This window comes from Pedobacter sp. CAN_A7 (assembly GCF_015752175.1).
In the GTDB taxonomy this organism is placed as follows: Bacteria; Bacteroidota; Bacteroidia; order Sphingobacteriales; family Sphingobacteriaceae; genus Pedobacter.
The window spans coordinates 482,100-505,016 of the sequence record NZ_JADOUW010000002.1 but is presented as its reverse complement, the minus strand read 5'-3'; the positions used below and the strand labels follow the sequence as shown (position 1 = coordinate 505,016).

21 protein-coding genes are annotated in these 22,917 nt (G+C 39.1%); 8 read left to right on the top strand and 13 right to left on the bottom strand.

What is annotated here, in order from left to right; genetic code table 11:
• Positions 1-66: 66 nt before the first annotated feature.
• From IWX76_RS08280 to IWX76_RS08270, 3 genes are read right to left on the bottom strand one after another with little or no spacing between them, the layout of a single operon-like run.
• The gene (locus tag IWX76_RS08280) at positions 67-747 is read right to left on the bottom strand and encodes a hypothetical protein (protein ID WP_196859433.1); all 681 of its coding nucleotides are present in this window, start codon (positions 745-747) and stop codon (positions 67-69) included.
• Positions 748-766: 19 nt separating this feature from the next.
• A complete protein-coding gene (locus IWX76_RS08275) occupies positions 767-1,609 on the bottom strand; it encodes an isoaspartyl peptidase/L-asparaginase (RefSeq protein WP_196859432.1) in 843 nt (280 codons plus the stop codon).
• A complete protein-coding gene (locus IWX76_RS08270) occupies positions 1,606-2,484 on the bottom strand; it encodes a cyanophycinase (protein ID WP_196859431.1) in 879 nt (292 codons plus the stop codon). Before IWX76_RS08270 ends, IWX76_RS08275 begins: the two co-directional genes overlap by 4 nt.
• Positions 2,485-2,716: 232 nt before the next feature.
• On the opposite strand from IWX76_RS08270, the gene cphA reads away from it, so the two are divergent.
• Positions 2,717-5,332, top strand: coding sequence for a cyanophycin synthetase (gene cphA / locus IWX76_RS08265; protein WP_196859430.1), 2,616 nt, complete (start codon positions 2,717-2,719; stop codon positions 5,330-5,332).
• A 77-nt stretch (positions 5,333-5,409) separates the two neighbouring features.
• On the opposite strand, the gene IWX76_RS08260 is transcribed toward cphA, so the two are convergent.
• The 5 genes from IWX76_RS08260 to fumC are packed head-to-tail and all read right to left on the bottom strand — an operon-like array spanning position 5,410 to position 9,169.
• On the bottom strand, positions 5,410-5,868 hold the full coding sequence (locus tag IWX76_RS08260; protein ID WP_196859429.1) for a PA2169 family four-helix-bundle protein: 459 nt from the start codon (positions 5,866-5,868) through the stop codon (positions 5,410-5,412).
• A gap of 34 nt (positions 5,869-5,902) precedes the next feature.
• On the bottom strand, positions 5,903-6,463 hold the full coding sequence (locus IWX76_RS08255) for a DUF1543 domain-containing protein (RefSeq protein ID WP_196859428.1): 561 nt from the start codon (positions 6,461-6,463) through the stop codon (positions 5,903-5,905).
• Positions 6,450-7,262, bottom strand: a complete 813-nt coding sequence (locus tag IWX76_RS08250; protein ID WP_196859427.1) for a S1/P1 nuclease — start codon at positions 7,260-7,262, stop codon at positions 6,450-6,452. The genes IWX76_RS08255 and IWX76_RS08250 overlap by 14 nt, the downstream gene beginning before the upstream one ends.
• Position 7,263: 1 nt before the next feature.
• On the bottom strand, positions 7,264-7,758 hold the full coding sequence (locus IWX76_RS08245) for a fumarate hydratase (RefSeq protein ID WP_196859426.1): 495 nt from the start codon (positions 7,756-7,758) through the stop codon (positions 7,264-7,266).
• A gap of 13 nt (positions 7,759-7,771) precedes the next feature.
• Positions 7,772-9,169, bottom strand: a complete 1,398-nt coding sequence (gene fumC, locus IWX76_RS08240; RefSeq protein WP_196859425.1) for a class II fumarate hydratase — start codon at positions 9,167-9,169, stop codon at positions 7,772-7,774.
• A gap of 140 nt (positions 9,170-9,309) precedes the next feature.
• Here fumC and IWX76_RS08235 point away from each other — a divergent pair, with 140 nt between their 5' ends.
• Positions 9,310-10,518 carry a serine hydrolase domain-containing protein gene (locus IWX76_RS08235; protein WP_196859424.1) on the top strand — a complete coding sequence of 403 codons (1,209 nt, stop codon included), beginning with the start codon at positions 9,310-9,312 and terminating at the stop codon, positions 10,516-10,518.
• Positions 10,519-10,521: 3 nt separating this feature from the next.
• On the opposite strand, the gene recG is transcribed toward IWX76_RS08235, so the two are convergent.
• The 5 genes from recG to meaB all read right to left on the bottom strand — a co-directional run bounded on the left by recG (position 10,522) and on the right by meaB (position 15,875).
• Positions 10,522-12,627, bottom strand: a complete 2,106-nt coding sequence (recG, locus tag IWX76_RS08230) for an ATP-dependent DNA helicase RecG (RefSeq protein WP_196859423.1) — start codon at positions 12,625-12,627, stop codon at positions 10,522-10,524.
• A gap of 23 nt (positions 12,628-12,650) precedes the next feature.
• A complete protein-coding gene (locus IWX76_RS08225) occupies positions 12,651-13,034 on the bottom strand; it encodes a RidA family protein (protein WP_196859422.1) in 384 nt (127 codons plus the stop codon).
• 5 nt (positions 13,035-13,039) lie between these two features.
• Positions 13,040-13,180, bottom strand: coding sequence for a DUF6728 family protein (locus IWX76_RS18070; protein ID WP_334641511.1), 141 nt, complete (start codon positions 13,178-13,180; stop codon positions 13,040-13,042).
• A 75-nt stretch (positions 13,181-13,255) separates the two neighbouring features.
• Complete coding sequence (locus tag IWX76_RS08220) at positions 13,256-14,590, bottom strand: OmpA family protein (protein WP_196859421.1); 1,335 nt, start codon at positions 14,588-14,590, stop codon at positions 13,256-13,258.
• A gap of 373 nt (positions 14,591-14,963) precedes the next feature.
• Positions 14,964-15,875, bottom strand: coding sequence for a methylmalonyl Co-A mutase-associated GTPase MeaB (gene meaB, locus IWX76_RS08215; protein WP_196859420.1), 912 nt, complete (start codon positions 15,873-15,875; stop codon positions 14,964-14,966).
• 91 nt (positions 15,876-15,966) lie between these two features.
• Here meaB and IWX76_RS08210 point away from each other — a divergent pair, with 91 nt between their 5' ends.
• From IWX76_RS08210 to IWX76_RS08185, 6 genes are all read left to right on the top strand, one after another.
• Positions 15,967-16,635, top strand: a complete 669-nt coding sequence (locus tag IWX76_RS08210; RefSeq protein WP_196859419.1) for a glycosyltransferase family 32 protein — start codon at positions 15,967-15,969, stop codon at positions 16,633-16,635.
• 39 nt (positions 16,636-16,674) lie between these two features.
• A complete protein-coding gene (locus tag IWX76_RS08205) occupies positions 16,675-17,562 on the top strand; it encodes a glycosyltransferase family 2 protein (RefSeq protein ID WP_196859418.1) in 888 nt (295 codons plus the stop codon).
• Entirely contained in the window at positions 17,559-18,545 is a 987-nt protein-coding gene (locus IWX76_RS08200; RefSeq protein WP_196859417.1) for a glycosyltransferase family 2 protein, read from the top strand. Before IWX76_RS08205 ends, IWX76_RS08200 begins: the two co-directional genes overlap by 4 nt.
• 272 nt (positions 18,546-18,817) lie before the next feature.
• Complete coding sequence (locus tag IWX76_RS08195; RefSeq protein ID WP_196859416.1) at positions 18,818-19,867, top strand: glycosyltransferase family 4 protein; 1,050 nt, start codon at positions 18,818-18,820, stop codon at positions 19,865-19,867.
• 59 nt (positions 19,868-19,926) lie between these two features.
• Positions 19,927-21,756 carry an ABC transporter ATP-binding protein gene (locus tag IWX76_RS08190; protein WP_196859415.1) on the top strand — a complete coding sequence of 610 codons (1,830 nt, stop codon included), beginning with the start codon at positions 19,927-19,929 and terminating at the stop codon, positions 21,754-21,756.
• The gene (locus tag IWX76_RS08185; protein WP_196859414.1) at positions 21,757-22,917 is read left to right on the top strand and encodes a glycosyltransferase; all 1,161 of its coding nucleotides are present in this window, start codon (positions 21,757-21,759) and stop codon (positions 22,915-22,917) included.

Here is a 22,917-nt window from a genome sequence, read left to right as displayed (position 1 = left end):
CAAAAAAGAGACAGCATTATTACGGTCTCTTTTTTGTAAACTTAAATAGTGACAATCAAATGCCTGCTACTTTTTTGCGTTTACCTTTTCCTTTAATAAACTACGTGTATTTTTAAACTGGGTATTATACTGACTCACTTTATTCGTACGTGCAAAAAGCTCTGCCTTACTCACATCTTTCAAGGCAAGGTTATACTCTTTCTTTTTTATCTTAACCTGGATAATGCCCATCATAGAATCGATATAGGCAGGGTTGTTGCGCAGCTGACGGGCAATAATGCCTTGCTGTGTATAGAACCATAATGACTCTGTCAATTTATTCGATGCATAATAAACTTTTCCTAATTGATAATAAGAGTCCATTTGTCCGCCCCGGTGACCAATACGGGAGTAATTTTTAAGCGCTACGTTTAAAATTACCTGAGCCGCTTCGTTATAATGACTAAGTAATAAATGAACATTACTTAATTTGAGTAGTGCCGTACCGTAAGATGTATATTGTCCAGCACTGTTATATTCGAAAGCCGCTTTACCAAATAAGGTTAAAGCCTGGTTTAATTCTCCTCTTTTTTGTGTTTTCTCTGCTTCAGCAAAGTAAGCATCTCCATCTGCCTCATCTGGTGTAGAAACTGCAATATTTATTGCGCCTCCTGCACCCATAGGAACAGAAGGAATAAAATTATTGGTTTGTGCCATTGCTCCGAAGCAGAAAAGCACACTACACACCGTAAGGCAAACTTTATACATTTTACAAATATAAACTATTTTAGTTAAACACCTGTAAGCTACCATCAAAAGCTGCCCAGACCATATAATCATGAGAATCTAAATGATAGAGTTCACCGGCAGCGGTGATGCCAATCACACCTGCGAAACCATCAATGGTTGCAAGTTCGGCGAAGGACTTTACTGTGGCCGCTTCAAGTGAACTGCCATCCATTACCCGAGTAACAATTTTTGTTGCCAGGGCAGTATTTACAATATCTTCCCCTACGCCGGTACAAGATATAGCAGCATGCGCATTGGCAAAATTACCGGCAACGGTTGCAGAATCGCTTACCCGGCAGGGAATTTCGTAACCTTTACCACCAGTGGAGGTCCCAGCCGCTAAAAATCCATCACGATCAAGTGCTACACAACCTACCGTTCCTTGTCTGTTTTGCTGGTTACGTTTTTCTTCATACTCTGCCTTCCGCTGGTCAGTTATGGGGTTAAAGTAACTGAAACCATGCGCCCTGGCAAAAGTTAAAGCACCCTCACCGCTTAATACACGGTCGTCCAAAACCGACAGCCGCTGCGCCACCTGAATCGGATTTTTCACATCCTCTATGTTAATGACCCCACTAAAATGTTGTGTTTTTCCATCCATCAGCGAGGCGCTTAACCTCACTTTTCCGTCGCTTTGAATCTGCGACCCTAAGCCGGCATTAAACAAAGGATGGTCTTCGAGTAAGCTCACTGCAAAAACAACCGTTTCCACGGCGCTGTGGCTTTGTAAAAAGTGATGAGCTTCAGTAACAATAGCTGATAAAGCTTCCTGTTTAGCTATTTTGGTCTCCTGGTTTTTATTAGACTCGCTAAAAAACCCACCATGTATAATTATTTTCATGAAATGGCTCCAATGCTTTTAGGATGATGAATAGTCAGGCTATGTTCTGCAAGGTCATATAAATCGCCTTCACACATCACATGTACCACCATATTTTTGATTGATACTGGTTTTCCCATTTCTACATCAGTTAAATTAGTGTCTGCCATATGACGGCCATCAACCAAGATAACCATTCCCGATCCTATGGCCTGCATCATATGGCCATTGGTAATGTATAATCCGGTATCCTCGCCTAAACCGATGCCTAAATTACCTGGATTACTGGCAGCAGCGTATAATAACCGCCCTATTCTGCCTCTTTGCACAAAGTGTGTATCCACTATAACGCCATCAATAAAACCTAAGCCACCGGTAATTTTAACCTCGCCTTTAAGCAAGGCATCTTTACTGCTGCCCTGGTAGATCATATTTTTAGAACTGGCTGCAGCGCCTGCCGAAGTGCCAGCGATCACAATTTCCTCATTTTGATATTTATCTAGCATGATCTGGTGGATTTTAGTTCCACCGAAAATTGATGATAATCTAAGTTGGTCGCCCCCGGTAAATACCAGTACATCTGCAGCTTGTATACGGTCACAGTTTTCCTGCGAATTGGCCTGTTCCCGGCTCCCAATATTTAACACCCCCACATCATGAACATCCAGTTGTGCAAATGCTTTAATATATTCTTCACCAACTTTCTCTGGAATTAAAGAAGCAGTGGTAATAATCTCGAATCTCGACGCTGTATTGTGCAATGATTCGACAGTGATGCGTTTCAAAATGCCTCTTTCGAAGAAATTCATATTCTGTGGCAAACCAAACTGTGTTTCTGTGAAACTGCCAGTATCAATTGCGCCACCAATAATTATTAATTTGCCTTTTGGAGTCATTTTAGTCTTTTAAATCCCTATTATTTCAAATATATGAGCTAAGAATTAATATCTATCCTTTTTTATCAAAAGAATACCAGCGATTAACATTATGTACCCAAATAAAACATCAATTATTTTATTAAATTTATAGACAAAAAAACCAATAATTGGTTTAGTAGGTTTTGGCTATATAATTGCAGTGCCCCCAAAAACAGACCAATCAGACAAAAACGAAAAAATAGAATTATACATGAATATATTAGGCATTCAAGTGCTCAGAGGACCAAATATCTGGTCTATTAAAAGAAAGAAACTTATTCAAATGCGTCTGGACTTGGAAGACCTCGAACAACGACCAACAAACTTAATTGATGGATTTGGTGAGCGCCTTAAACAAGCTTTACCCAGTTTATATTCACACCGCTGCTCTAAAGAACATGCTGGTGGATTTTTCGAAAGGGTACAGGAAGGAACCTGGATGGGCCATGTCATAGAACACATTGCCCTGGAAATACAAACCATTGCCGGTATGGACACCGGTTTTGGCCGTACACGCGAAACTAAAACACCTGGAGTATACAATGTGGTCTTCAGTTACATCGAAGAAAAAGCTGGTAAATATGCCGCTGAAGCTTCTGTGCAAATTGTAGAAGACCTGATCAATGGAGATGACTGTAAGCTGGAAGATCATATTCAGAAATTGCGCGAATTGCGTGAACTGGAACGTTTAGGACCAAGTACAGGTTCCATTGTTAATGAAGCTATTGCCAGAGATATTCCATGGATCAGGTTGAATAAAAGTTCCTTGATCCAATTGGGTTACGGTAAAAATCAAGTGCGCTTTAGGGCCACAATGACCGAAAAAACAAATAGCATTGCCGTTGATATTGCCTGCAATAAGGATGAAACGAAAAGATTATTACAGGATTCGGCTATTCCTGTTGCTGCTGGCGTGACCATTTCAACCGAAGAGGAATTGCACAATGCCCTTAAATCTGTAGGTTTTCCGTTGGTATTTAAACCACTGGATGGTAACCACGGTAAAGGTGCGTCAATCAATGTAAAAACAGATGCTGCTGCATTAGAAGCTTTTGAGTATGCAAAACAGTATTCAAGAAAAATCATTGTAGAGCGCTTTATTACCGGATACGATTTTAGGGTACTGGTTATAGACCACCAGATGGTTGCAGCCGCTTTACGTGTTCCTGCCCATGTGAAAGGCAATGGTCAACTTACCGTAAAGGAATTAATTGACCAGGAAAACACAGATCCCAGGCGTGGTTACGGACATGAAAATGTGCTGACTGAAATTGTTGTAGACCGGGATACTGAAGATTTATTGGATAAAAAAGGATACACCCTAGATACCGTAGTACCTAATGGAGAAATCCTTTACTTAAAATCAACTGCTAATTTAAGTACAGGTGGCACTTCTATCGATGTAACGGATCTTGTTCACCCACAAAATATATTTATGAGTGAACGCATTTCCAGAATTATCGGCCTGGATATCTGTGGGATCGACATCATGGCAGAAAATCTTACCCAACCCCTAACAGATAATGGTGGAGTAGTACTGGAAGTTAATGCTGCCCCCGGCTTTAGGATGCACCTGGCGCCGAGTGAGGGTTTACCCAGAAATGTGGCTGCACCTGTGATCGATATGTTATACCCGCCAGGAAAATCGGCCAGAATACCTATCATTGCGGTTACCGGCACTAATGGCAAAACTACTACCACACGTTTGATTGCCCATATTGTAAAAAGCAATGGAACAAGGGTTGGTTACACCACGTCTGACGGGATTTATGTTCAAAACACCCTGCTCCAGAAAGGTGATACCACAGGCCCGGTAAGTGCAGAGTTTATTCTTCGCGACCCAACAGTGGAGTTTGCCGTATTGGAAACCGCACGCGGTGGTATATTACGTGCAGGATTGGGCTTTAACAAGTGTGATATCGGTATAGTAACCAATATACAGGAAGACCATTTAGGCATTGCAGATATTCATTCATTGGAGGACCTTGCGCGTGTAAAAAGCGTGATTGTGGGTGCAGTAAAACGAAGTGGCTGGGCAGTGTTAAATGCCAACAGCAAACATTGTTTAAAAATTGCTAACGATGCCGATTGCCAGGTAGCTTTGTTCAGCACAGATGAAAACAACCCTGCCATTATAGCGCATTGCAAAAAAGGTGGTACTGCTGCCATATATGAAAATGGTTACATTACCATTAAAAAAGGCGACTGGAAAATCAGGGTGGATAAAGTTACCCATGTTCCTTTAACTTTTGGAGGTACTGTAGAGTTCATGATTGAGAATGTACTGGCAGCCACGTTAGCTACCTTTCTTTGTGGTTACAAAATCGAAGATATCCGGATGTCATTGCAAACCTTCATCCCTTCAGCAGCACTTACTCCGGGCCGTATGAATATCTTTAAGTTTAAAGAATTCCAGATCATGGTTGATTTTGCACATAACCCTGATGGATTTAATGGCATTAAAGATTTCTTGAAAACTGTAGAATCCACAGAACATGTGGGTGTATTTTCCGGGACTGGCGACAGGCGTGATGAGGATATTAAAGAAACTGCCCGAATAGCAGCCATGATGTTTGATAAAATCATTATTTGTCAGGAGAAATACCTGAGGGGACGTAATCAACAAGACCTGATCGACATTCTGTTGGATGGTATTTATGAGATAAAACCTGAAATGGAAGTCATCATTAACAATAATGGCGATGATACCTTAAAGTACATTATGGCCACGGCAAAGTCGGGTTCCTTTTATACTATATTGAGTAACACCATTGACAACGCCATAGTTAAGGTAACAGAGTACCTAGATAAGGAATATGGGGTTTAACCGGTAAAATACAAGCACAAAAAAAGGTTGTATCATTTTTCACAATGGTACAACCTTTTTTTATGTATACTCGAGGCTTATGAAGCCTGCATATCTCTTAAGCTTTTAATCTGGTCATGAGAAACCCTTAGCTCTGCTTTTTGCTCAGAAATAAGTGCTCTTAGGTTTGCCGATAAATCTTCGTCTTCCAAAGCTGTTTTATAAGCTTTCTGTGCCGCGTCTTCACCAAATTCACAGTTGTTTAATACTGTTTTTCGGTCATGGCCGGTAAATACAGCTTTGACGTCCATCCATGCTCTGTAAATTTTACCAGAATTGGTAGTACCCTGATCGATATCAGTTCCTAAAGCCTGAACTTCAGTAGCAAGGGCTAACTTATGTTTATGACTTTCACCAATCATTTTAACAAACAGCGCTTTTAAGTCACTATCTGCTGGTTCTAACTCTGCCATTGCTTTTTCATATCCTGCAATGCGATCATTATTGATTTGTACCAGGTCGTTTAAGATTTCTGCGTTTACTGTGCTATTTCCCATATTATTATAATTTAGATGTATGGAAATAACAGCTTTAGCCTAAAATAGTTTTAAGTTTAAAATATCCAAGGTGCAATTCGTCAGCCGGCAGTTCGCTTACGTGCTTGACAGACAAGCTATAATGTTTACGAAAAACCGCAGGAAGGATGTCTTCTACTTGGTAAACATCATCTACATCCACGCCATATTTATCGTCAATATGAGCATTGGCACCGGTAAAACCAGTATGTTTAAAAAAGGCAGTTTGCTTTGCTTGCTTTGTGGCCGAGGCCAGATCTGGTGCCACCACCAATAGTTTATAATGAGGTTCATCGAATTCACCAGCCCTGTAACCCCCTAAGTTGATAAAAAACAGTTTGTTTTCTTCAGGCTCAATTACCTTTGGCACTACAATTACCTCATACCCATCAACATGTGTTACTTCCCGCCAGGCATCCAAATGCATATTATCCTGTGCTTCTGGCCAAAAGGCCTTAGCATAAGGTATAGTTTCTTTTAAAGAACTAGCTATTGCGAAGAAAATATCATGCTGCTCTGTATGCCTGCCTGCAGGTTTACAACCCAGCATGATCATGTATAATTTAAGCTTTTCCATAGATATCGTTAATAATTTTGGCCAGTCTGATACCACCTTTAAGCAACTGCTCATTCAAGGTATCAACGTGGTCGAAGTTATAGCGGTAACCTAACTTATCATCGTGTTTAGTAGTATCGTAAATAACATTACAAGCCTCATATGATTCAAATACCATATCTTGCAAAGAAGCTGACTGCCATGTTTTCACCTGCGCTTTGGAAGGATGATTAATTGCTGTAGCGTATTCTGTATAACTAAGGCGTTGGTAATCTACCAATTCTTCATCCCACACTTTGTGGAGATTTGAACGCGCACCAAACCAGGTTACATACACTTTGTTGCCACCAAGATCTTCCTTTCTGGCCGTATGCATGGGTTGGTGAAGGTCGCCCACCAGGTGGATCAACACGCGCATTGCCATTTGCTGCTGCGTAGCAGAACTTTGTTTATCCTTTAATATATTAACCATGGCATTAATCTGTCCGTAAACATTTGGTGCCTTTTCAGCATTTAAAAATTGATATACCCCTTGTTTGTCCAGTCCGCCTGGTAAATTAACATAGTGCCAGGAGCCCATGTAGTTAAAGGTGGTATCTGATTTTATAAAATCAGGCCAATTGCTGGCCATTGCAAGCGTTTCTGAACCTAGAACAGTTTTTACACCTTTAAGGCCCTTTTTTGTTAAATATGATTCTGCAACTTCACCCACAACGCGGTGCCCGATCATTCCCCAGGCACTGGCTTTAATAGGCATATACGTGAATATGGCAAGCGCCAACCCAATTTTTACTTTATTCTTAATCGCTGTAATGTTCATTTTATAATGGTTTTTGCTCGCATACAATTCTTTCCTTCAGCGCTAAATTGATATCACGCTGATCACTGGCGCTCTCCATTTGGATGAGCTTAGGACTGATGGATTTGACAAAGAAACTTTTAATGTAACGACCGGTATGGAAACATCCAGATACCTTTTGCTTGTAATTCGGTTTAGTATAATCACCTTCCATAAAAAGACTGTCGTTACGCACCACATAAACGCCTTTAGCATACTCTTTCCATATCCCGTTATTATAACAGGAATCGGCGTAATAGTTCACTTTAGAATGGGTGGTTAAATCAACATAGAAAGAATCGCAGGTAAACTTAAATTTATGCTGGGTATAACTGAGCAGTTTATCTGCATTTGAAATGCTATCCTGGTTCCATACGCCCTGAAGGAAGGCCTCTCCTTTTCCTTGTACGTTTGGCAGTCTTTTGCAGGCCGTGATTACACTAACAAACAGCAGCAAAAGGAAGAGGTTTTTTATCATGTTCCTGGTCAAATTATTTTAAACTCCCAACCATTTCTGCTGGTTTAACCCACTCATCAAATTGCTCATTGGTTAATAAGCCCAGTTCTACGGCCGCTTCACGAAGGGTTTTATTTTCTTTATGTGCTTTTTTAGCAATTTTTGCTGCATTCTCATAACCAATATGAGGATTTAATGCAGTAACCAACATGAGCGAGTTTTCAAGGTGTTTTTTTATTTCCGGAAGGTTCGGCAAAATACCGGCAGCACAATGGTCATTGAATGATACACAAGCATCACCAATTAACCTGCCCGATTGTAATACATTTGCTGCAATAACCGGCTTAAATACATTCAGTTCAAAATGACCATTAGATCCGCCAATACTAACGGCAACATCGTTACCAATAACCTGTGCACAAACCATAGTTAAAGCCTCTGGTTGCGTGGGATTTACTTTACCTGGCATAATTGATGAACCTGGTTCGTTATCTGGGATAATGATTTCACCAATACCAGAACGCGGACCAGAACTTAACATCCTGACATCATTTGCTATTTTCATTAAGGAAACCGCCACACGTTTATAAGCGCCAGACAGTTCTACCATGGCATCATGGGCAGCTAATGCTTCAAATTTATTTGGAGCGGTAACAAAAGGCAAACCGGTTAGTTCAGCTATTTTCTCTGCAACCAACACATCGTAACCTTTAGGAGTATTTAACCCTGTACCTACTGCAGTACCACCTAAAGCTACTTCAGTTATCATTTCTAAAGCATTTTTTACAGACCTAATGCCATTACGCACTTGCTGTGCATAACCAGAAAATTCCTGACCTAAAGTTAAAGGCGTAGCATCCATAAAGTGGGTACGGCCAGTTTTTACGATGTCAGAAAATTCTGCTGCTTTAGCATTTAAGGTAGTATATAATTTTTCTAAGCCAGGAAGCGTAATTTCTGCAGCTTGTTTATAGGCTGCTATGTGCATGGCTGTAGGATAGGTATCGTTTGACGATTGCGACTTATTCACGTCATCATTCGGGTGAAGTGCTTTTTTACTGTCATTCAGGTCGCCGCCATTGATCACATGTGCACGATTGGCAATTACCTCATTTGCATTCATGTTACTTTGGGTACCTGATCCTGTTTGCCAAATCACCAATGGAAACTGGTCATCCAGGTCTCCGGCAATCACTTCATCGCAGGCTTTAACAATTAACTCTTTTTTATCATCGGCTAAAACGCCCAATTCCTGGTTGGCCATTGCAGCCGCCTTTTTTAAATAACCAAAAGCATGTATAATTTCCTTCGGCATGGATGCCTCTGGTCCAATCTTAAAATTATTACGTGATCGTTCAGTTTGTGCTCCCCAGTATTTATCAGCAGGCACCTGTACTTCACCCATGGTATCGTGTTCCGTTCTAAAAGCCATAATTTTATAAGTTTTGCTGCAAATTTAAGCTTTATCTTTATACGTGAATGTAAAGTATCCGATAATGTTTAAAACAATTTTACGTTTAAAGGGGTATATTTCTTAATTTTCCAGCTTTTTAAAAGAACCCTTTTTTATTCATGATCTACCGAAGAATTCTCATGGTGGCCACAATGGCCACTTTCCTATTTACAAGCTGTTCATCATCCAGTAAAGATCCCGTTGACCCTACCATACGAACTGAAAGTGACGATAAAACCGATAGTTTATTAATCGTTTACAAACCGGAAAAAGAAGATAAATTTATTGCAAACTTTGTGCAAAATCTGCATAAAAAATATGGTTTTAATGGAAACGTATTGGTGGCAAAAGATGGCAAAATCCTTTACCAGAGAGCGGTAGGTTGGGCAGATTATTTACATCGTGACAGCCTTAAAATTAACTCTGAGTTTGAGCTGGCTTCAGTAACTAAACCTTTTACTGGAACAGCCATTATGCAGTTGGTGGAAAAAGGGAAACTAAACCTTACAGATGACGTTAAAAAGTTTTACCCTAACTTCCCTTACGAAGGCATCAACATCAAACTGTTACTTACCCATAGAAGCGGAATGATGAACTATGTCTATTTTACAGATGGGATCTGGAAGGATAAAAAGAAACCGATGAGCAATCAGGATGTCATGCGATTGATTGAAGAACATAAACCGCCACGTTATGCGAAACCTGACACACGTTTCCATTATAATAATTCGAACTATATGCTTCTGGCGGCCATCATCGAAAAGGTTACGGGTAAAACCTATGCTGATTACATGATGGAAAATGTGTTTAAACCTGCGGGCATGAAAAATACACACGTGTATTCTACAACGGTTTACCCCAAAATTCCGGTTGATGTGGTTGGACACGACCGTTCTTGGAGGTATTCAGTGGTACAAAACTTTTTAGATGGCCCGGTGGGCGATAAAGGAATTTACAGTACCCTGCACGATCTGGTATTATTTGATAATGCTTTGCGTAAAGGCAGATTACTAAAAAAGACTAGTCTAGACTCTGCCTATACTGGTCATAATAAAGCAGTAAATGGTCATTTCAACTATGGTTATGGCTGGCGTTTATTTGAAGGAGATAAAGGCCGTAAGGTGGCTTACCACACAGGATGGTGGCATGGTTTCAGGCACATTTATGTCCGTGACCTGGATAGTAAGATTGTGGTGATCTTTCTTGGCAACCTGACCAATGGCAGCCTGCTGCACCTGGACGATTTATATAAACATTTAAAAATGCCTGTAATCCGTAAAGGTGCCTATTCTGGAAGTGGCTCCATCCCGGGCAGTGATGAAGATTAAAGTTTAAGATATTTTATCAAAGGAAATTCCCTGGTTCTTCTTTTCCAGGTAAGTTTTTAGCAAATGATTTTGAGGGAGTTCCAGCATCGGATCTTCCTCAAATAAAGCTATAATGGTATTTCGGGCTTCCTGCAAAATAATCTGATCTTTTGCCAGGTTAGCCAGTTTTAAATCAAGCACCCCACTTTGCTGCGTACCGGAAAGGTCGCCGGGCCCTCTCAACTGTAAGTCAATCTCAGAAATTTCAAAACCATTATTGGTTTTCACCATCGTTTCCAACCGCAGTTTTCCCTCACGGGTAAGTTTATTACCTGACATCAAAATACAGAAAGATTGTTCGGCACCGCGGCCTACACGCCCACGCAACTGATGTAACTGCGACAAGCCAAAACGTTCAGCATTCTCAATAACCATCACCGAGGCGTTGGGTACATTTACCCCTACTTCAATTACCGTAGTCGCCACCATAATTTGAGTCTTTCCTTCCACAAACCGCTGCATCTCGTATTGTTTATCGGCATTAGTCATCTTCCCATGTACCACACTAATCTGGAAATCAGGTAGCGGAAACTGATAACGCATTTGCTCAATACCTACTTCTAAATATAAGAGATCAAGTTTTTCACTTTCTTTAATCAAGGGATAGACTACGTAAACCTGTCTTCCTTTTTTGATCTCCTCCTTCATGAAACCAAACATACGCAGGCGTTGCCCTTCATATAGGTGACGGGTTTCAATAGGCCGTCTACCGGCAGGCAGTTCATCAATGACCGAAACATCCAGGTCGCCATATAAGGTCATGGCCAAAGTGCGTGGAATCGGCGTAGCGGTCATGACCAGAATATGTGGGGGAATGATGTTCTTGCGCCATAATTTTGCACGCTGTTCAACGCCAAAGCGGTGTTGCTCATCGATGACAACAATACCCAGGTTATTAAACTGGACTTTGTCTTCAATCAACGCATGTGTACCTACTAAGATATCTATCTCTCCAGCCTCCAACTGCTGGTGTAATACTGTACGTTGCTTCTTAGATGTACTACCAGTAAGGATAGACACCTTCAAAAAATCATCCGGAATAAGTGCAGTTAAGGATTGGTAATGCTGACGGGCTAATATTTCTGTAGGCGCCATCATACAGGCTTGGCAGCCGTTATCATTAGCCAAAAGCATGCTCATCAAGGCCACAATGGTTTTACCGCTTCCTACATCACCCTGCACAAGACGGTTCATTTGAACACCTCTCTGTGTATCTACCCTGATTTCTTTGATTACTCTTTTTTGGGCATTAGTTAATTCAAAAGGAAGCATTTCGCGGTAAAAGGTATTCACCTTATCGCCAACTTTATCAAAACGCACACCCTTATATTTTAATGTGCGTTGTTGTTTACTATTGAGTAGCTGAAGCTGAATAAAAAATAATTCTTCAAATTTCAATCGTCTTTCGGCATCTTGTAACGCCTGCGCGGTAGCCGGGAAATGAATATGCAGAATAGCTTCTCGTTTACTGATCAGTTTATATTTATCACTGATATAACCAGGAAGAGTTTCCATAACTTCACGCACATGCTGCTGAATAATGGAGGCCTGGAGCTTCTGGATGCCTTTGCTATCCAAAAAGTGCTTCTTTAGCTTTTCTGTACTGTTGTAAATGGGTTGGAGTGTTAAGTTACCTGTAATAGTAGTTGGCCGTGGATAGGTCTCCAGCTCAGGATGCGAAATGCTATACGTGCCATTAAAAACATTAGGTTTGCCAAAGGCGATATACACCTTTCCACGCATTACATTTTCATCTACCCACTTCAAACTTTGAAACCATACCAGCTCTATGGTGCCGGTTTCGTCAGTAAATTTAGCAACAATGCGCTTTTTATGTTTCTCTCCAATTTGTTGTTTATCGGTAATTCTACCTACAACCTGCACCAAGGGTAGTTCAGGATCCAACTCGTTTACTTTATAAAAACGCGTTCTGTCAATATACCTGAATGGATAATAATTTAAGAGTTGGTCATAAGAAAAAATGCCCAGCTCCTTTTTCAAGAGCTCGGCACGTCTGGGACCAACACCTTTCAGGTATTCAATTGGGGATGATAAAACTCCTGTATACAAAATGTATGTTTTTGCTTGGGTGACTAAGAAGCCTGGTAAGCAATGGCCGAAATTTCTACGTTAACACCTTTGGGCAAACCTTTAACGGCAACAGTTTCACGGGCTGGATAATCAGAAGTAAAATAAGATCCATAGATTTCATTAACCTCAGCAAACAAGCTCATGTCTGACAAGAATATAGTAGTTTTTACAATATGCTCAAAACCGTAACCAGCTTCCAGTAATAATGCTTTTAAGTTAGCCATCACCTGGGTTGTTTCCGCCTGAATAGAATCTTGTACCAATTCGCCACTTGTAGGCTCAATTGGAACTTGGCCTGAAATATAAAGAAATCCATTGACTAAAACGGCTTGACTGTAAGGGCCTATTGGCGCTGGCGCATCGGCAGTATAGATGATTTGTTTCATCAGTATTATTTTAAAATGAGTAGGTCAATTAATTTCCAGATTATACCGGCAATAAAAATCAAGATAGCCAGTGCATTAATAAAATGCATGGCTTTAAGACTCCCGCTGGTGGGTCTGTTGCTATCCTTTTTTCGAAAGAAGTACATACACAAATGTATAAATAAAAAAAGAGGGCCTCGAATATCGAAGCCCTCTTTTTTAAAGTATGTTCTTAAGAAAGATTAGTTTCTTGAAGATTCAACACGACGGTTTTGGATACGACCTTCTTCAGTATCGTTAGAAGCAATTGGATTAGCTTCACCATTACCTTTAGCAGCTACTTGGCTAGAATTAACACCAGAGTTTACTAAGTATGTTTTAACAGAATTAGCTCTGTCTTTAGATAACTTCATGTTGTAAGCAGCAGTACCTTCGCTTGAAGCATAACCGTTTAAAGTTACTTTACCACCGTTATCACGTAAACCTGAAGATAATTTATCTAAGATAGGGTATGATTCAGTTTTTAATACTGAACTGTTGAATTCAAATTGGATTGGCTCATAACCAGTTACATCACCGTTAACAGTTGTAGTAGCTACTGGAAGTGGACATCCTGAACCATCAACTGCAGTACCTGCTGGAGTTCCAGGGCATTTGTCAAATTGATCAGCAACACCGTCACCATCAGTATCTTTTTTCAAATCTTCGATAGATCTTTCTACGTTAGTTACACGAGTTTTTAATGCTTCAACTTCTTGACGTAAAGATGGATCTTTCAACTCATCATACATTAAAGCAAGTGGGTTAACCCATTCTAAGTTAGGCTTGTCGCTTGAACCAAGAGAGAATTCTAAACCTGCATATCCGTAAGAAAATTTATCTTTTGAAGTTGGTTTAGCGTAAACACCATCAAAGTTATCGCTATCAATAAAGTGCATAGTGTAACCTAAGTTAAAAGCAACACGGTCAGAAACTTTAAATTTAACACCAGCACCAACTGGGATATAAGCTTCTTTCACATATTCTTTATCTCTTGATTCGCCAGCAACACCTTTCCAGTCAGAAACTGTACCAGCTTCAGAAGTGAATGATGGAGCATAAGCGATTAAACCGTAACCAGCTGATACGAAAAAGTTAACTGAGTTCTCACGACGTAAAAAGTCAACTGTTGCTACATTAACAACACCTCTAATGTCTGCAGAGTAACCAATTTCAGTTTCAAATTCTCTAACACCGAATTGTGAACCACCAGCAAAATCTTTATTTGTTCCAGAAACTTTTCCACGGAAAACGTTACCTTCTAAAGCGAATGCATGACCTAATTGTTTTTTCAATGACAAACCGTAACCTAAGTTAACGTCTGCGTTTGTGAAGTCGTTAGTACCACCGATAACTAAGAATGGAGACATAACACCCGCATTCACACCGATTGACCAAGTTCTGTACTGTCCTCTTCCACCAAATACCTTGGCTGAAGATGTTGTCATAGTAGAGTCTTGTGCACTTGCAAGAGTCGTAGCTCCCATTAATGCAACAAAAGAAACTGCTAGACCTTTTTTTAAAGTAGAATAATTCATAATTTTCTTTTTTAAGGTTAAACAAATTTTAATCGTCTAATTTTTTTTGTGTAGCAAAATTAAACAAATTTTTAAATTCTCAAACTGTTATACAAACACCGTTCCAAACTTAGAACATCGGACAAATTACAGAAGAAGCGTACCTTCTACCTTCTATTCGCATCACCCGCTAAAATGTTAGCAACGCCAAAGATACACACTAATTAACTAATAATCAATAGTATACCTAATTAATTAAAGTTTAAATATAATTTAATGCTGATGTCATAATAATATAACGATGTTATTTATACGCCTTAAAGGCGCTTTTTGGCAGAAAAAACCGTAACATGATCATTAAGATTTGTACTTCTATACACACCAGTCCAGTTTTTTATACAGATGATTTAAGATTACTACTTGCCCATCGATCAACAAAGCTGTAGATATTGAAATCTGATTTTCTTAATGCGACTTTTACAGCTTCCCTTAATTTTACTTTATCTATATCACGCATTCGTTCATGCTGTAATATTTTAAAAGCTTTTTCGGCTAACAAGTAGGGTTTAAGTTTATTATCAAACTCCATTGGAGTTAACAACCAATCACATAATGCTTTAATTCCTTCCCCTTTGTCAGCGACTGTCTTAAATACTGGTAAATGTGTATGCTGCTGCCTAAGCAATTTCAACAAGTTATTTGCAAAAGTATCAGCACCCTCCCGGTCAGCCTTGTTTACCACAAAGCCCTGTGCTATTTCCATAAGGCCAGACTTAATGTTCTGTATTTCATCTCCAGACTCTGGCACCAGCACGACCACTGTGCGATCTGCCAATCCTGCAATTTCTAGTTCAGATTGCCCTACACCAACGGTTTCCACCAGAATAAGGTCAAAATTGGCAGCCCGCATCACATCTACCATTTCAATAGTTTTTGTGGAAATGCCACCCAAAGCGCCCCTTGTTGCTACAGAACGAATAAATACATGAGGGTTGTTAAACTGTTGCGACATTCTTATCCTGTCACCTAGTAAAGACCCGAAATTGAATGGCGATGTCGGGTCTACCGCCAAAATGGCTACTTTTTTGCCGTTTTCTACTAACGTTGCAGTAATCGCATTGACCAAGGTACTTTTACCTGCACCCGGGGGGCCAGTAATTCCTATTACCGGAACTTCCCGTATTGGTAATGCGCGCAAAAGAACTGCCGAAGGTTTGATTTCATTTTCCACGAGCGTTAATGCCCTGGCAATTGATATGAAATTCCCTGCGGTAATCCCTTGAATTAATTTGTCTGTCTGCTCCATGCCATCTACCGTTTGTTCTACAAATAAATGGAAATTATTCTTATTTGCAGAGTTTATGCTGAAGTGGTAGCTTTAGTACTTAATACCGATTATGCCCATTCCAAAAATCATACATCAGACCTTTAAAACGGCGAAATTTCATTTTCTGACGCGTTGGCATATTGCCAGGCTTAGAAAGAAGAACCCGGATTATGTGTATGAATTTTATGATGATGATCGTATTGATCGCTTTATACAAGCAGAATATGACAATGAGGTATTCTCTTTATATAAAAGAATTAATATCGGTGCCGCTAAAGCTGATTTCTTTAGGTATGCGGTATTATATAAGAAAGGCGGAGTATACCTCGATATCGACAGTGCCATTAAAGGTAAACTAAGTGATTTTATCCTTCCGACCGACGTGGCGGTCATCTCTAAAGAGAGAAACGAAGGTCTATTTGTGCAATGGGCATTAATTTTTGAAGCACATCACCCCTTCCTTAAGAAAACACTGGAACTTGTACTCGAAAACCTTCGGACAAACAAATACAAACACGACGTTCATAAAATGACAGGGCCACAGGTTTATAGTAACGCTATAAATTTATGCCTTAAAGAAAACCCTGACTCCCCTTACCGGCTCTTCGGAACAGATTACGAGGGACACCTTAAATTTAAATATCCCTTTAGTAAATTACTGTATGAAAAAGGGGAACATTGGAAAAAAAAACAGCTCACCACACCTGTCATGCGCGACAAAGAAACAGATCAAAATTAAAGGTATATCTTTGGAACTAAATTTTACTTGATACCTCTTATGAAAGTAACCGGCTTCACATTTATCAGAAATGCGATTGTTAATGATTACCCTGTAAGTGAAGCCATTCTATCGGTTCTACCTTTATGCGACGACTTTATTGTTGCCCTAGGGAATTCTACCGACGAAACTGCTGCGCTTATTCAAAACCTGGACACCAATAAAATAAAAATTGTAAACACAGTATGGGACGATTCATTAAGGGCTGGAGGACAGGTGTTCGCCCTGGAAACCAATAAAGCTATAGCCGAGATTTCAAAAGACACAGACTGGATGATCTATATCCAGGGAGATGAAGTTTTACACGAAAAATACCACGACCTCATCAGAAAAGAAATGATTAAGACCCTTTCAGACCAGCATATCGAAGCATTGTTGTTAAAATACAAACATTTCTATGGCTCTTACGATTATTTTGCTGAATCACGTCGCTGGTATCGCCGGGAGATCAGAATTCTGAAGAATTTACCAGGCATACACTCATATAAAGATGCGCAGGGTTTCAGAATCGATGGTCGAAAACTTCGGGTTAAACTTATTGATGCTTGCATATACCATTATGGCTGGGTTAAAACACCTGCTGCACTTCAAGGAAAAGTTAGAAATTTTAATCAATTTTACCAAACAGCAGCATGGGTAGAAGAAAATTTCCCCGTTCAGCAATCATTTGACCTGCGAAATGCAGATCGGCTGGTTAAATTTACAGAAACTCATCCAGCAGTAATCGCACCCAGAATTGAGGCCACCAACTGGAAATTTGAAGAGGACATCACCAAACTGACGCCTAAAATGGATTTCCGCCGAAGGACACTCCAAAAAATTGAAGACCTTACAGGTGTCAGGTTATTTGAATACCGAAACTATAAAATCGTCAAATCATCTTCATGAAGAAAAGTCTTTCCGTAATAATTCCCAATTATAACGGCAAACACTTGCTGGAATCATACCTGCCTTCGGTCTTTGAAGCATTAGAAAATACTGGCGTAAGCTATGAACTGATCATCATTGACGATGCTTCCAAAGACGATAGCATACCATTTATTAAAAGCTTGTATCCCCATATTACTTTATTAGTAAATGCAACTAATCGAGGCTTTTCATACACCTGCAACCAGGGTATAAACATCGCTCGCAACGAACTGACCTTGTTATTAAATTCAGATGTCAGGCTTACGCACGATTACTTCGAGAAACAATGGCCTTATTTCCAGCATGAAGACACCTTTGGTGTGATGGGGAGAATTATGAGCGCAGACGGCTCAACTATTGAGGATGCGGCCAGAATTTTATTCTACAATGGCTGCAGAATAAAAGCCAACCGATTTTATTATAGCACCAATAACAATGACAAGGATGTATATACAGCCTATTTGTCAGGGGCAAATGCTTTAATAGACACTAAAAAACTGAAAGCACTTAAGGGTTTCGATGAAATATATTCACCTTTCTCTTCAGAAGATTCAGACCTTAGTTTACGTGCATGGCTATTAGGCTGGAAGTGTTATTACGAACATCAATCCATCTGTTACCACCAGGTTAGCGGCAGTACCAAGACACAAATTAAATCTGCTTTTATTAAAACCATTTATTACCGCAACCGCTTTATTTTCCATGCCATTCACCTCCAAGGCTGGCGACTTAAGTTGTGGCCTGCTTATGCGTTGCTTGTTGAGGTATTGCCTAAAATAATGGCAGGTAAAACATGGATGTTTTTCAGTTACAAACAATATTTACAATATCATACAGCAATTGAGCGTTCAAGGAATAATATCAAACACCTGCGTAGCGATCACATAATTGATATCGACGTAAATAAAGTAATGGAGATGATTAACCGCTCAATCTCAACAAAAACCATCAAGTATTTGTAGTCGCTATCATATTAATAAGAATTGTAACTTTGCACATGCCTTAATATTAAACCTGTTACTATTAAACAAACAATAGTGTTCAAAGATTGAGTATTCATATATAATCCCAAAAAGGATAGTATTCTCCTTACGAAGTGTTTAATTGCATTTCATTGAACAGCTATCTGGTTGGAAAATTGGAAAATACAATAACTATAAATTATTAAATAAGCTGTGTAGCGTTTTCGCAGGAATAGCAGTTTAACTTTGTAAAGTAAACCAGCGTAAAAAGAATGGAAATCATTTTAGATTGTGAGCGAATGAAATACAAGTACACCGGTTTATTCGAATATTGTTATCAACTAAGCCACGCATTATTAACTACAAAAGCGAGCGACGATCATTTAGTAATCTACACACAGAAACAAAATTTGGAGTATTTTGCCGAAGGTACGTCAATTAAGCCTCAGCGTACACTTCACAAATATATTTTCCCGAAAATAGATACGAAAATCGATATTTGGCACGCAACACATCAAACCTCAAGATACTTGCCGCCCGCAAATAGACATGCTAAGATTGTCATCACATTTCATGATCTGAACTTTCTTTACGAAGAGAAATCCGAGTTAAAACGTAAATGCTACTTGAAGAAACACCAGATTAACATCGATCGTGCAGATCATATTGTAGCTATATCAGAATATACTAAACAGGACATTCTAAAACACCTAAAAGTAAATGTCCCTATTAGCGTGATTTATAATGGGTGTAACACTGAAAAATTTCCACGGCACAATACTCCCGTTTACCAACCTCAAAAGGAATTTCTTTTTGCGCTTGGAACAAATAATGCAAAAAAAAACTTCCATGTATTACCTTGTTTAATCAAAAATACCAACCTTGAGCTGATTATTGCAGGCACAGAAGACTCTGCTTACGTGAAGAAGATTAAGAGGGAGGCAACCTCTTTTGGGGTTGAGGACAGGGTGAAGATAATCGGCCCGATTAGTAAGGAAGATAAATATTGGTATTATAAAAATTGCCAAGCCTTTCTATTTCCATCTATTGCAGAAGGATTTGGTATACCCGTTATTGAAGCGATGCAATTTGGTAAGCCAACCTTTCTTTCAACAACTACATCCCTACCCGAAATTGGCGGAGATTGTGCTTATTATTTCGAAAATTTCGAACCCGAGCATATGCAGGAGATTTTCAAATCAGGGATGAAGGATTTCGCCCTTACAAGGCCGGAACAATCAATTATAAATCATGCCAGCCAGTTCAACTGGAACAACAGCGCCAGAGCGTACTGGGAAGTATACCGAAGTCTAATGCATTAAATAGGAATGATTTTATACCTGACAGTAAATCTGTACATTTGTAGAAATCGCCACTTTTAATGAGAGATTATTTTAGACTACTATATTTTGCCAAACCAATTGAAAAGTTTGCAATTCCATATGTTTTTACGACGCTACTTTATATTCTATTCAACACTTTAAACCTAGCGCTTTTAGCGCCTTTGCTTGATACTCTTTTTAACAGTAGAACATCACAAGCGATTGCCACTACAGCAGTCGAAAAAAAATCATGGTGGGATATTATGGCCAACTTCAGGAGTGTTACCGATTATTACATTCATAATTATGGCCCACAGAAAGCATTACAATTTGTTTGTCTCGTCATTATTGCATCTGTTTTTCTATCCAATATTTTCAGGTATTATTCAGCGCGAATCATGGAAGACCTTCGTGTACATACCTTATTAAATTTACGTAAAACAGTATTTAATAATGTGATGAATTTGCATCTTGGATACTTTAACAATCAACGCAAAGGAGATATTATATCAAAAATATCCTCTGATGTCCAAGTTGTACAGTTCACTGTCACGAATACACTACAAGTTGTATTTAAGGAACCGGTCACACTCATCGTTTATATCGTTTTACTATTCTCGATATCAATAAAACTCACTCTATTTTCGTTACTCATCATCCCCCTTTCCGGCCTTATTATTGCAAAAATCGTTAAAAGATTGAGAGCGCAGGCCACTAAAGCACATGAAACCTTTGCTTATATGATTGGCTACCTTGATGAGGCGCTTTCAGGAATTAAGATTGTTAAAGCTTTTAATGCTACAGAATATGTTAAAGGCAGGTTTCATCAGGAAAACGTTAACTATTCAAATATCACTCGCAAGATGGTACGCAGACAACAGTTAGCATCCCCAGTATCTGAATTTTTAGGTGTTATGATGGTCGCAGGGATCGTTTATTTTGGTGGGTCAATGGTTTTAACAGGGCAATCTTCATTAACCTCATCTGAATTTATCGCATATATCGCAATTTTCTCTCAGGTCATGCGCCCTGCAAAAGCATTATCAGATGCTTTTAGCGGTATCCATACAGGATTAGCAGCAGGAAAAAGAGTGCTTGATCTGATTGATGTTGAGCCAGAAATCTCCAACAAACCAAATGCTCTTAGCATCCCCTCGTTTGAAAAGGCCATCATGTTCAAAGATGTAACCTTTGCATATGGAGAAAAATTAGTGCTAAAAAACATCAATATAGAAATACCTAAAGGAAAAATCGTTGCCCTTGTTGGCCCCTCTGGAGGTGGTAAATCGACTTTAATGGACCTGGTTCCAAGATTTATAGAACCGCAGACTGGTCAAATATTTATTGATGGGATAGATATCCAAGATATAACTGTAGAATCACTTAGGAATCAGCTGGGTTTCGTCAATCAGGAATCCATCCTTTTTAATGACACTATATATAACAATATCGCCTTCGGAAAGCCTGATGCTTCTATGGAGGAAGTCATTGCCGCTGCAAAAATTGCAAATGCTCACGAGTTTATCCTTAATTCTGAAAATGGTTATGAAACTTCTGTTGGAGATAGGGGCATACGCTTGTCGGGCGGACAAAGACAAAGGCTCTGCATTGCAAGAGCTGTAATTGGAAATCCACCTATTATGTTGCTGGATGAAGCGACTTCTGCACTTGACACAGAATCTGAAAAATTAGTTCAAGATGCCCTATATAAACTCATGCAAAATCGCACATCTCTAATTATTGCGCATCGTTTATCGACTATACAAAATGCAGATCTCATTTTTGTATTAGATAAATCTATGGTTGTGGAACAAGGTACTCATGCCCAGCTTATGGCAAAAAACGGTTTATATAGACGATTAATAGATATGCAGACTTTTGAAGAATAGATGAAAAAGGTTTTATTTTTTATGCCTGATAACCCTTTGAAAAAAAATGCTGGTAATAAAATCAGAGCACTAAGCTTTTTGCAATATTTTAAATCGAGAGATATGCATGTCGATTTTGTCAGCGAATATTTTTGGGGCGAATGGAATCATAAAGACATAGAAGAGTTCCAGCTTAGTGGCCTTGCGAAAAACACCTATATTATTCATCGTAAACCTTCCAAAGGAAACTTGTTAAGTTATTTATTTACCTATAAAATACCAAACTTCTTTTATCAGAAGAAATGGGGAATTATTCCAGAGGCTTTTCCAGAGTTAGTGACTTCAATATTAAAAAAACGTTTTAACCGTATTTTGCAGCAAAATAAATATGATTATATCTTCATTAATTATGCCTCCTGGTCATCTTTAATTGAGGACAATAAGCTAATTGACAAAGCCAAAACTATAATCGACACTCATGATTTTTTAACGGCTCAGCACCAACATAAATACCCTATCGGATCCTCTTTTCATGAGGAAATAAGACGGCTATCCCTATTCGACCAAGTTTTAGCTATATCAGTTGAAGAGCAATACATATTCAGCCAGTTTTGTAAAGCAAGTGTAGCTTTGGCGCCTGTTATGCTTAAAAAGCCAGCTTTGGCTTCATTAGGGATTTCCGACCGAAAGTTCGACATCATATATGTAGCGAGTAAAAATCCACATAACATAGAAGCTGCGAATTGGTTCATGACGAAAGTTTATCCTCAGTTACCGTCAAACATTACTCTTTGCTTTATTGGACAAATAACAGATTCTATAGGCAAGGATTTTGAAAATATTACGCTGGTACCTTTTTCGGAGAATCTTAGCAGCTTTTATCACGAATCAAAAATTGCTATATGCCCAATGCTTTCAGGGACAGGAACGAAGATAAAAGTCATAGAAGCGCTGTCTTACCAACTTCCAGTTGTTTGCAATTTGCGAGGGGTAGATGGAATGACAAACAAATCCGATAACGGTTGTTTAGTTAGTGACGACCCATTTAAATTTACACAAAACATTTTAGATTTGTTAGATAACTCTGAACTCTACCATCAACAATCTTTACTCGCAAAATTGACATTTGAAAGCAATTATGAACAACAGAATTGTTATAAAAGACTAGATTCATTATTTTAA

Excerpts from the sequence above, each read along its gene's own strand:
- IWX76_RS08280 (WP_196859433.1), bottom strand. The coding sequence starts at position 747 with ATGTATAAAGTTTGCCTTACGGTGTGTAGTGTGCTTTTCTGCTTCGGA.
- IWX76_RS08275 (WP_196859432.1), bottom strand. The coding sequence starts at position 1,609 with ATGAAAATAATTATACATGGTGGGTTTTTTAGCGAGTCTAATAAAAAC.
- IWX76_RS08270 (WP_196859431.1), bottom strand. The coding sequence starts at position 2,484 with ATGACTCCAAAAGGCAAATTAATAATTATTGGTGGCGCAATTGATACT.
- cphA (WP_196859430.1), top strand. The coding sequence starts at position 2,717 with ATGAATATATTAGGCATTCAAGTGCTCAGAGGACCAAATATCTGGTCT.
- IWX76_RS08260 (WP_196859429.1), bottom strand. The coding sequence starts at position 5,868 with ATGGGAAATAGCACAGTAAACGCAGAAATCTTAAACGACCTGGTACAA.
- IWX76_RS08255 (WP_196859428.1), bottom strand. The coding sequence starts at position 6,463 with ATGGAAAAGCTTAAATTATACATGATCATGCTGGGTTGTAAACCTGCA.
- IWX76_RS08250 (WP_196859427.1), bottom strand. The coding sequence starts at position 7,262 with ATGAACATTACAGCGATTAAGAATAAAGTAAAAATTGGGTTGGCGCTT.
- IWX76_RS08245 (WP_196859426.1), bottom strand. The coding sequence starts at position 7,758 with ATGATAAAAAACCTCTTCCTTTTGCTGCTGTTTGTTAGTGTAATCACG.
- fumC (WP_196859425.1), bottom strand. The coding sequence starts at position 9,169 with ATGGCTTTTAGAACGGAACACGATACCATGGGTGAAGTACAGGTGCCT.
- IWX76_RS08235 (WP_196859424.1), top strand. The coding sequence starts at position 9,310 with ATGATCTACCGAAGAATTCTCATGGTGGCCACAATGGCCACTTTCCTA.
- IWX76_RS08225 (WP_196859422.1), bottom strand. The coding sequence starts at position 13,034 with ATGAAACAAATCATCTATACTGCCGATGCGCCAGCGCCAATAGGCCCT.
- IWX76_RS18070 (WP_334641511.1), bottom strand. The coding sequence starts at position 13,180 with ATGTACTTCTTTCGAAAAAAGGATAGCAACAGACCCACCAGCGGGAGT.
- IWX76_RS08220 (WP_196859421.1), bottom strand. The coding sequence starts at position 14,590 with ATGAATTATTCTACTTTAAAAAAAGGTCTAGCAGTTTCTTTTGTTGCA.
- meaB (WP_196859420.1), bottom strand. The coding sequence starts at position 15,875 with ATGGAGCAGACAGACAAATTAATTCAAGGGATTACCGCAGGGAATTTC.
- IWX76_RS08210 (WP_196859419.1), top strand. The coding sequence starts at position 15,967 with ATGCCCATTCCAAAAATCATACATCAGACCTTTAAAACGGCGAAATTT.
- IWX76_RS08205 (WP_196859418.1), top strand. The coding sequence starts at position 16,675 with ATGAAAGTAACCGGCTTCACATTTATCAGAAATGCGATTGTTAATGAT.
- IWX76_RS08200 (WP_196859417.1), top strand. The coding sequence starts at position 17,559 with ATGAAGAAAAGTCTTTCCGTAATAATTCCCAATTATAACGGCAAACAC.
- IWX76_RS08195 (WP_196859416.1), top strand. The coding sequence starts at position 18,818 with ATGGAAATCATTTTAGATTGTGAGCGAATGAAATACAAGTACACCGGT.
- IWX76_RS08190 (WP_196859415.1), top strand. The coding sequence starts at position 19,927 with ATGAGAGATTATTTTAGACTACTATATTTTGCCAAACCAATTGAAAAG.
- IWX76_RS08185 (WP_196859414.1), top strand. The coding sequence starts at position 21,757 with ATGAAAAAGGTTTTATTTTTTATGCCTGATAACCCTTTGAAAAAAAAT.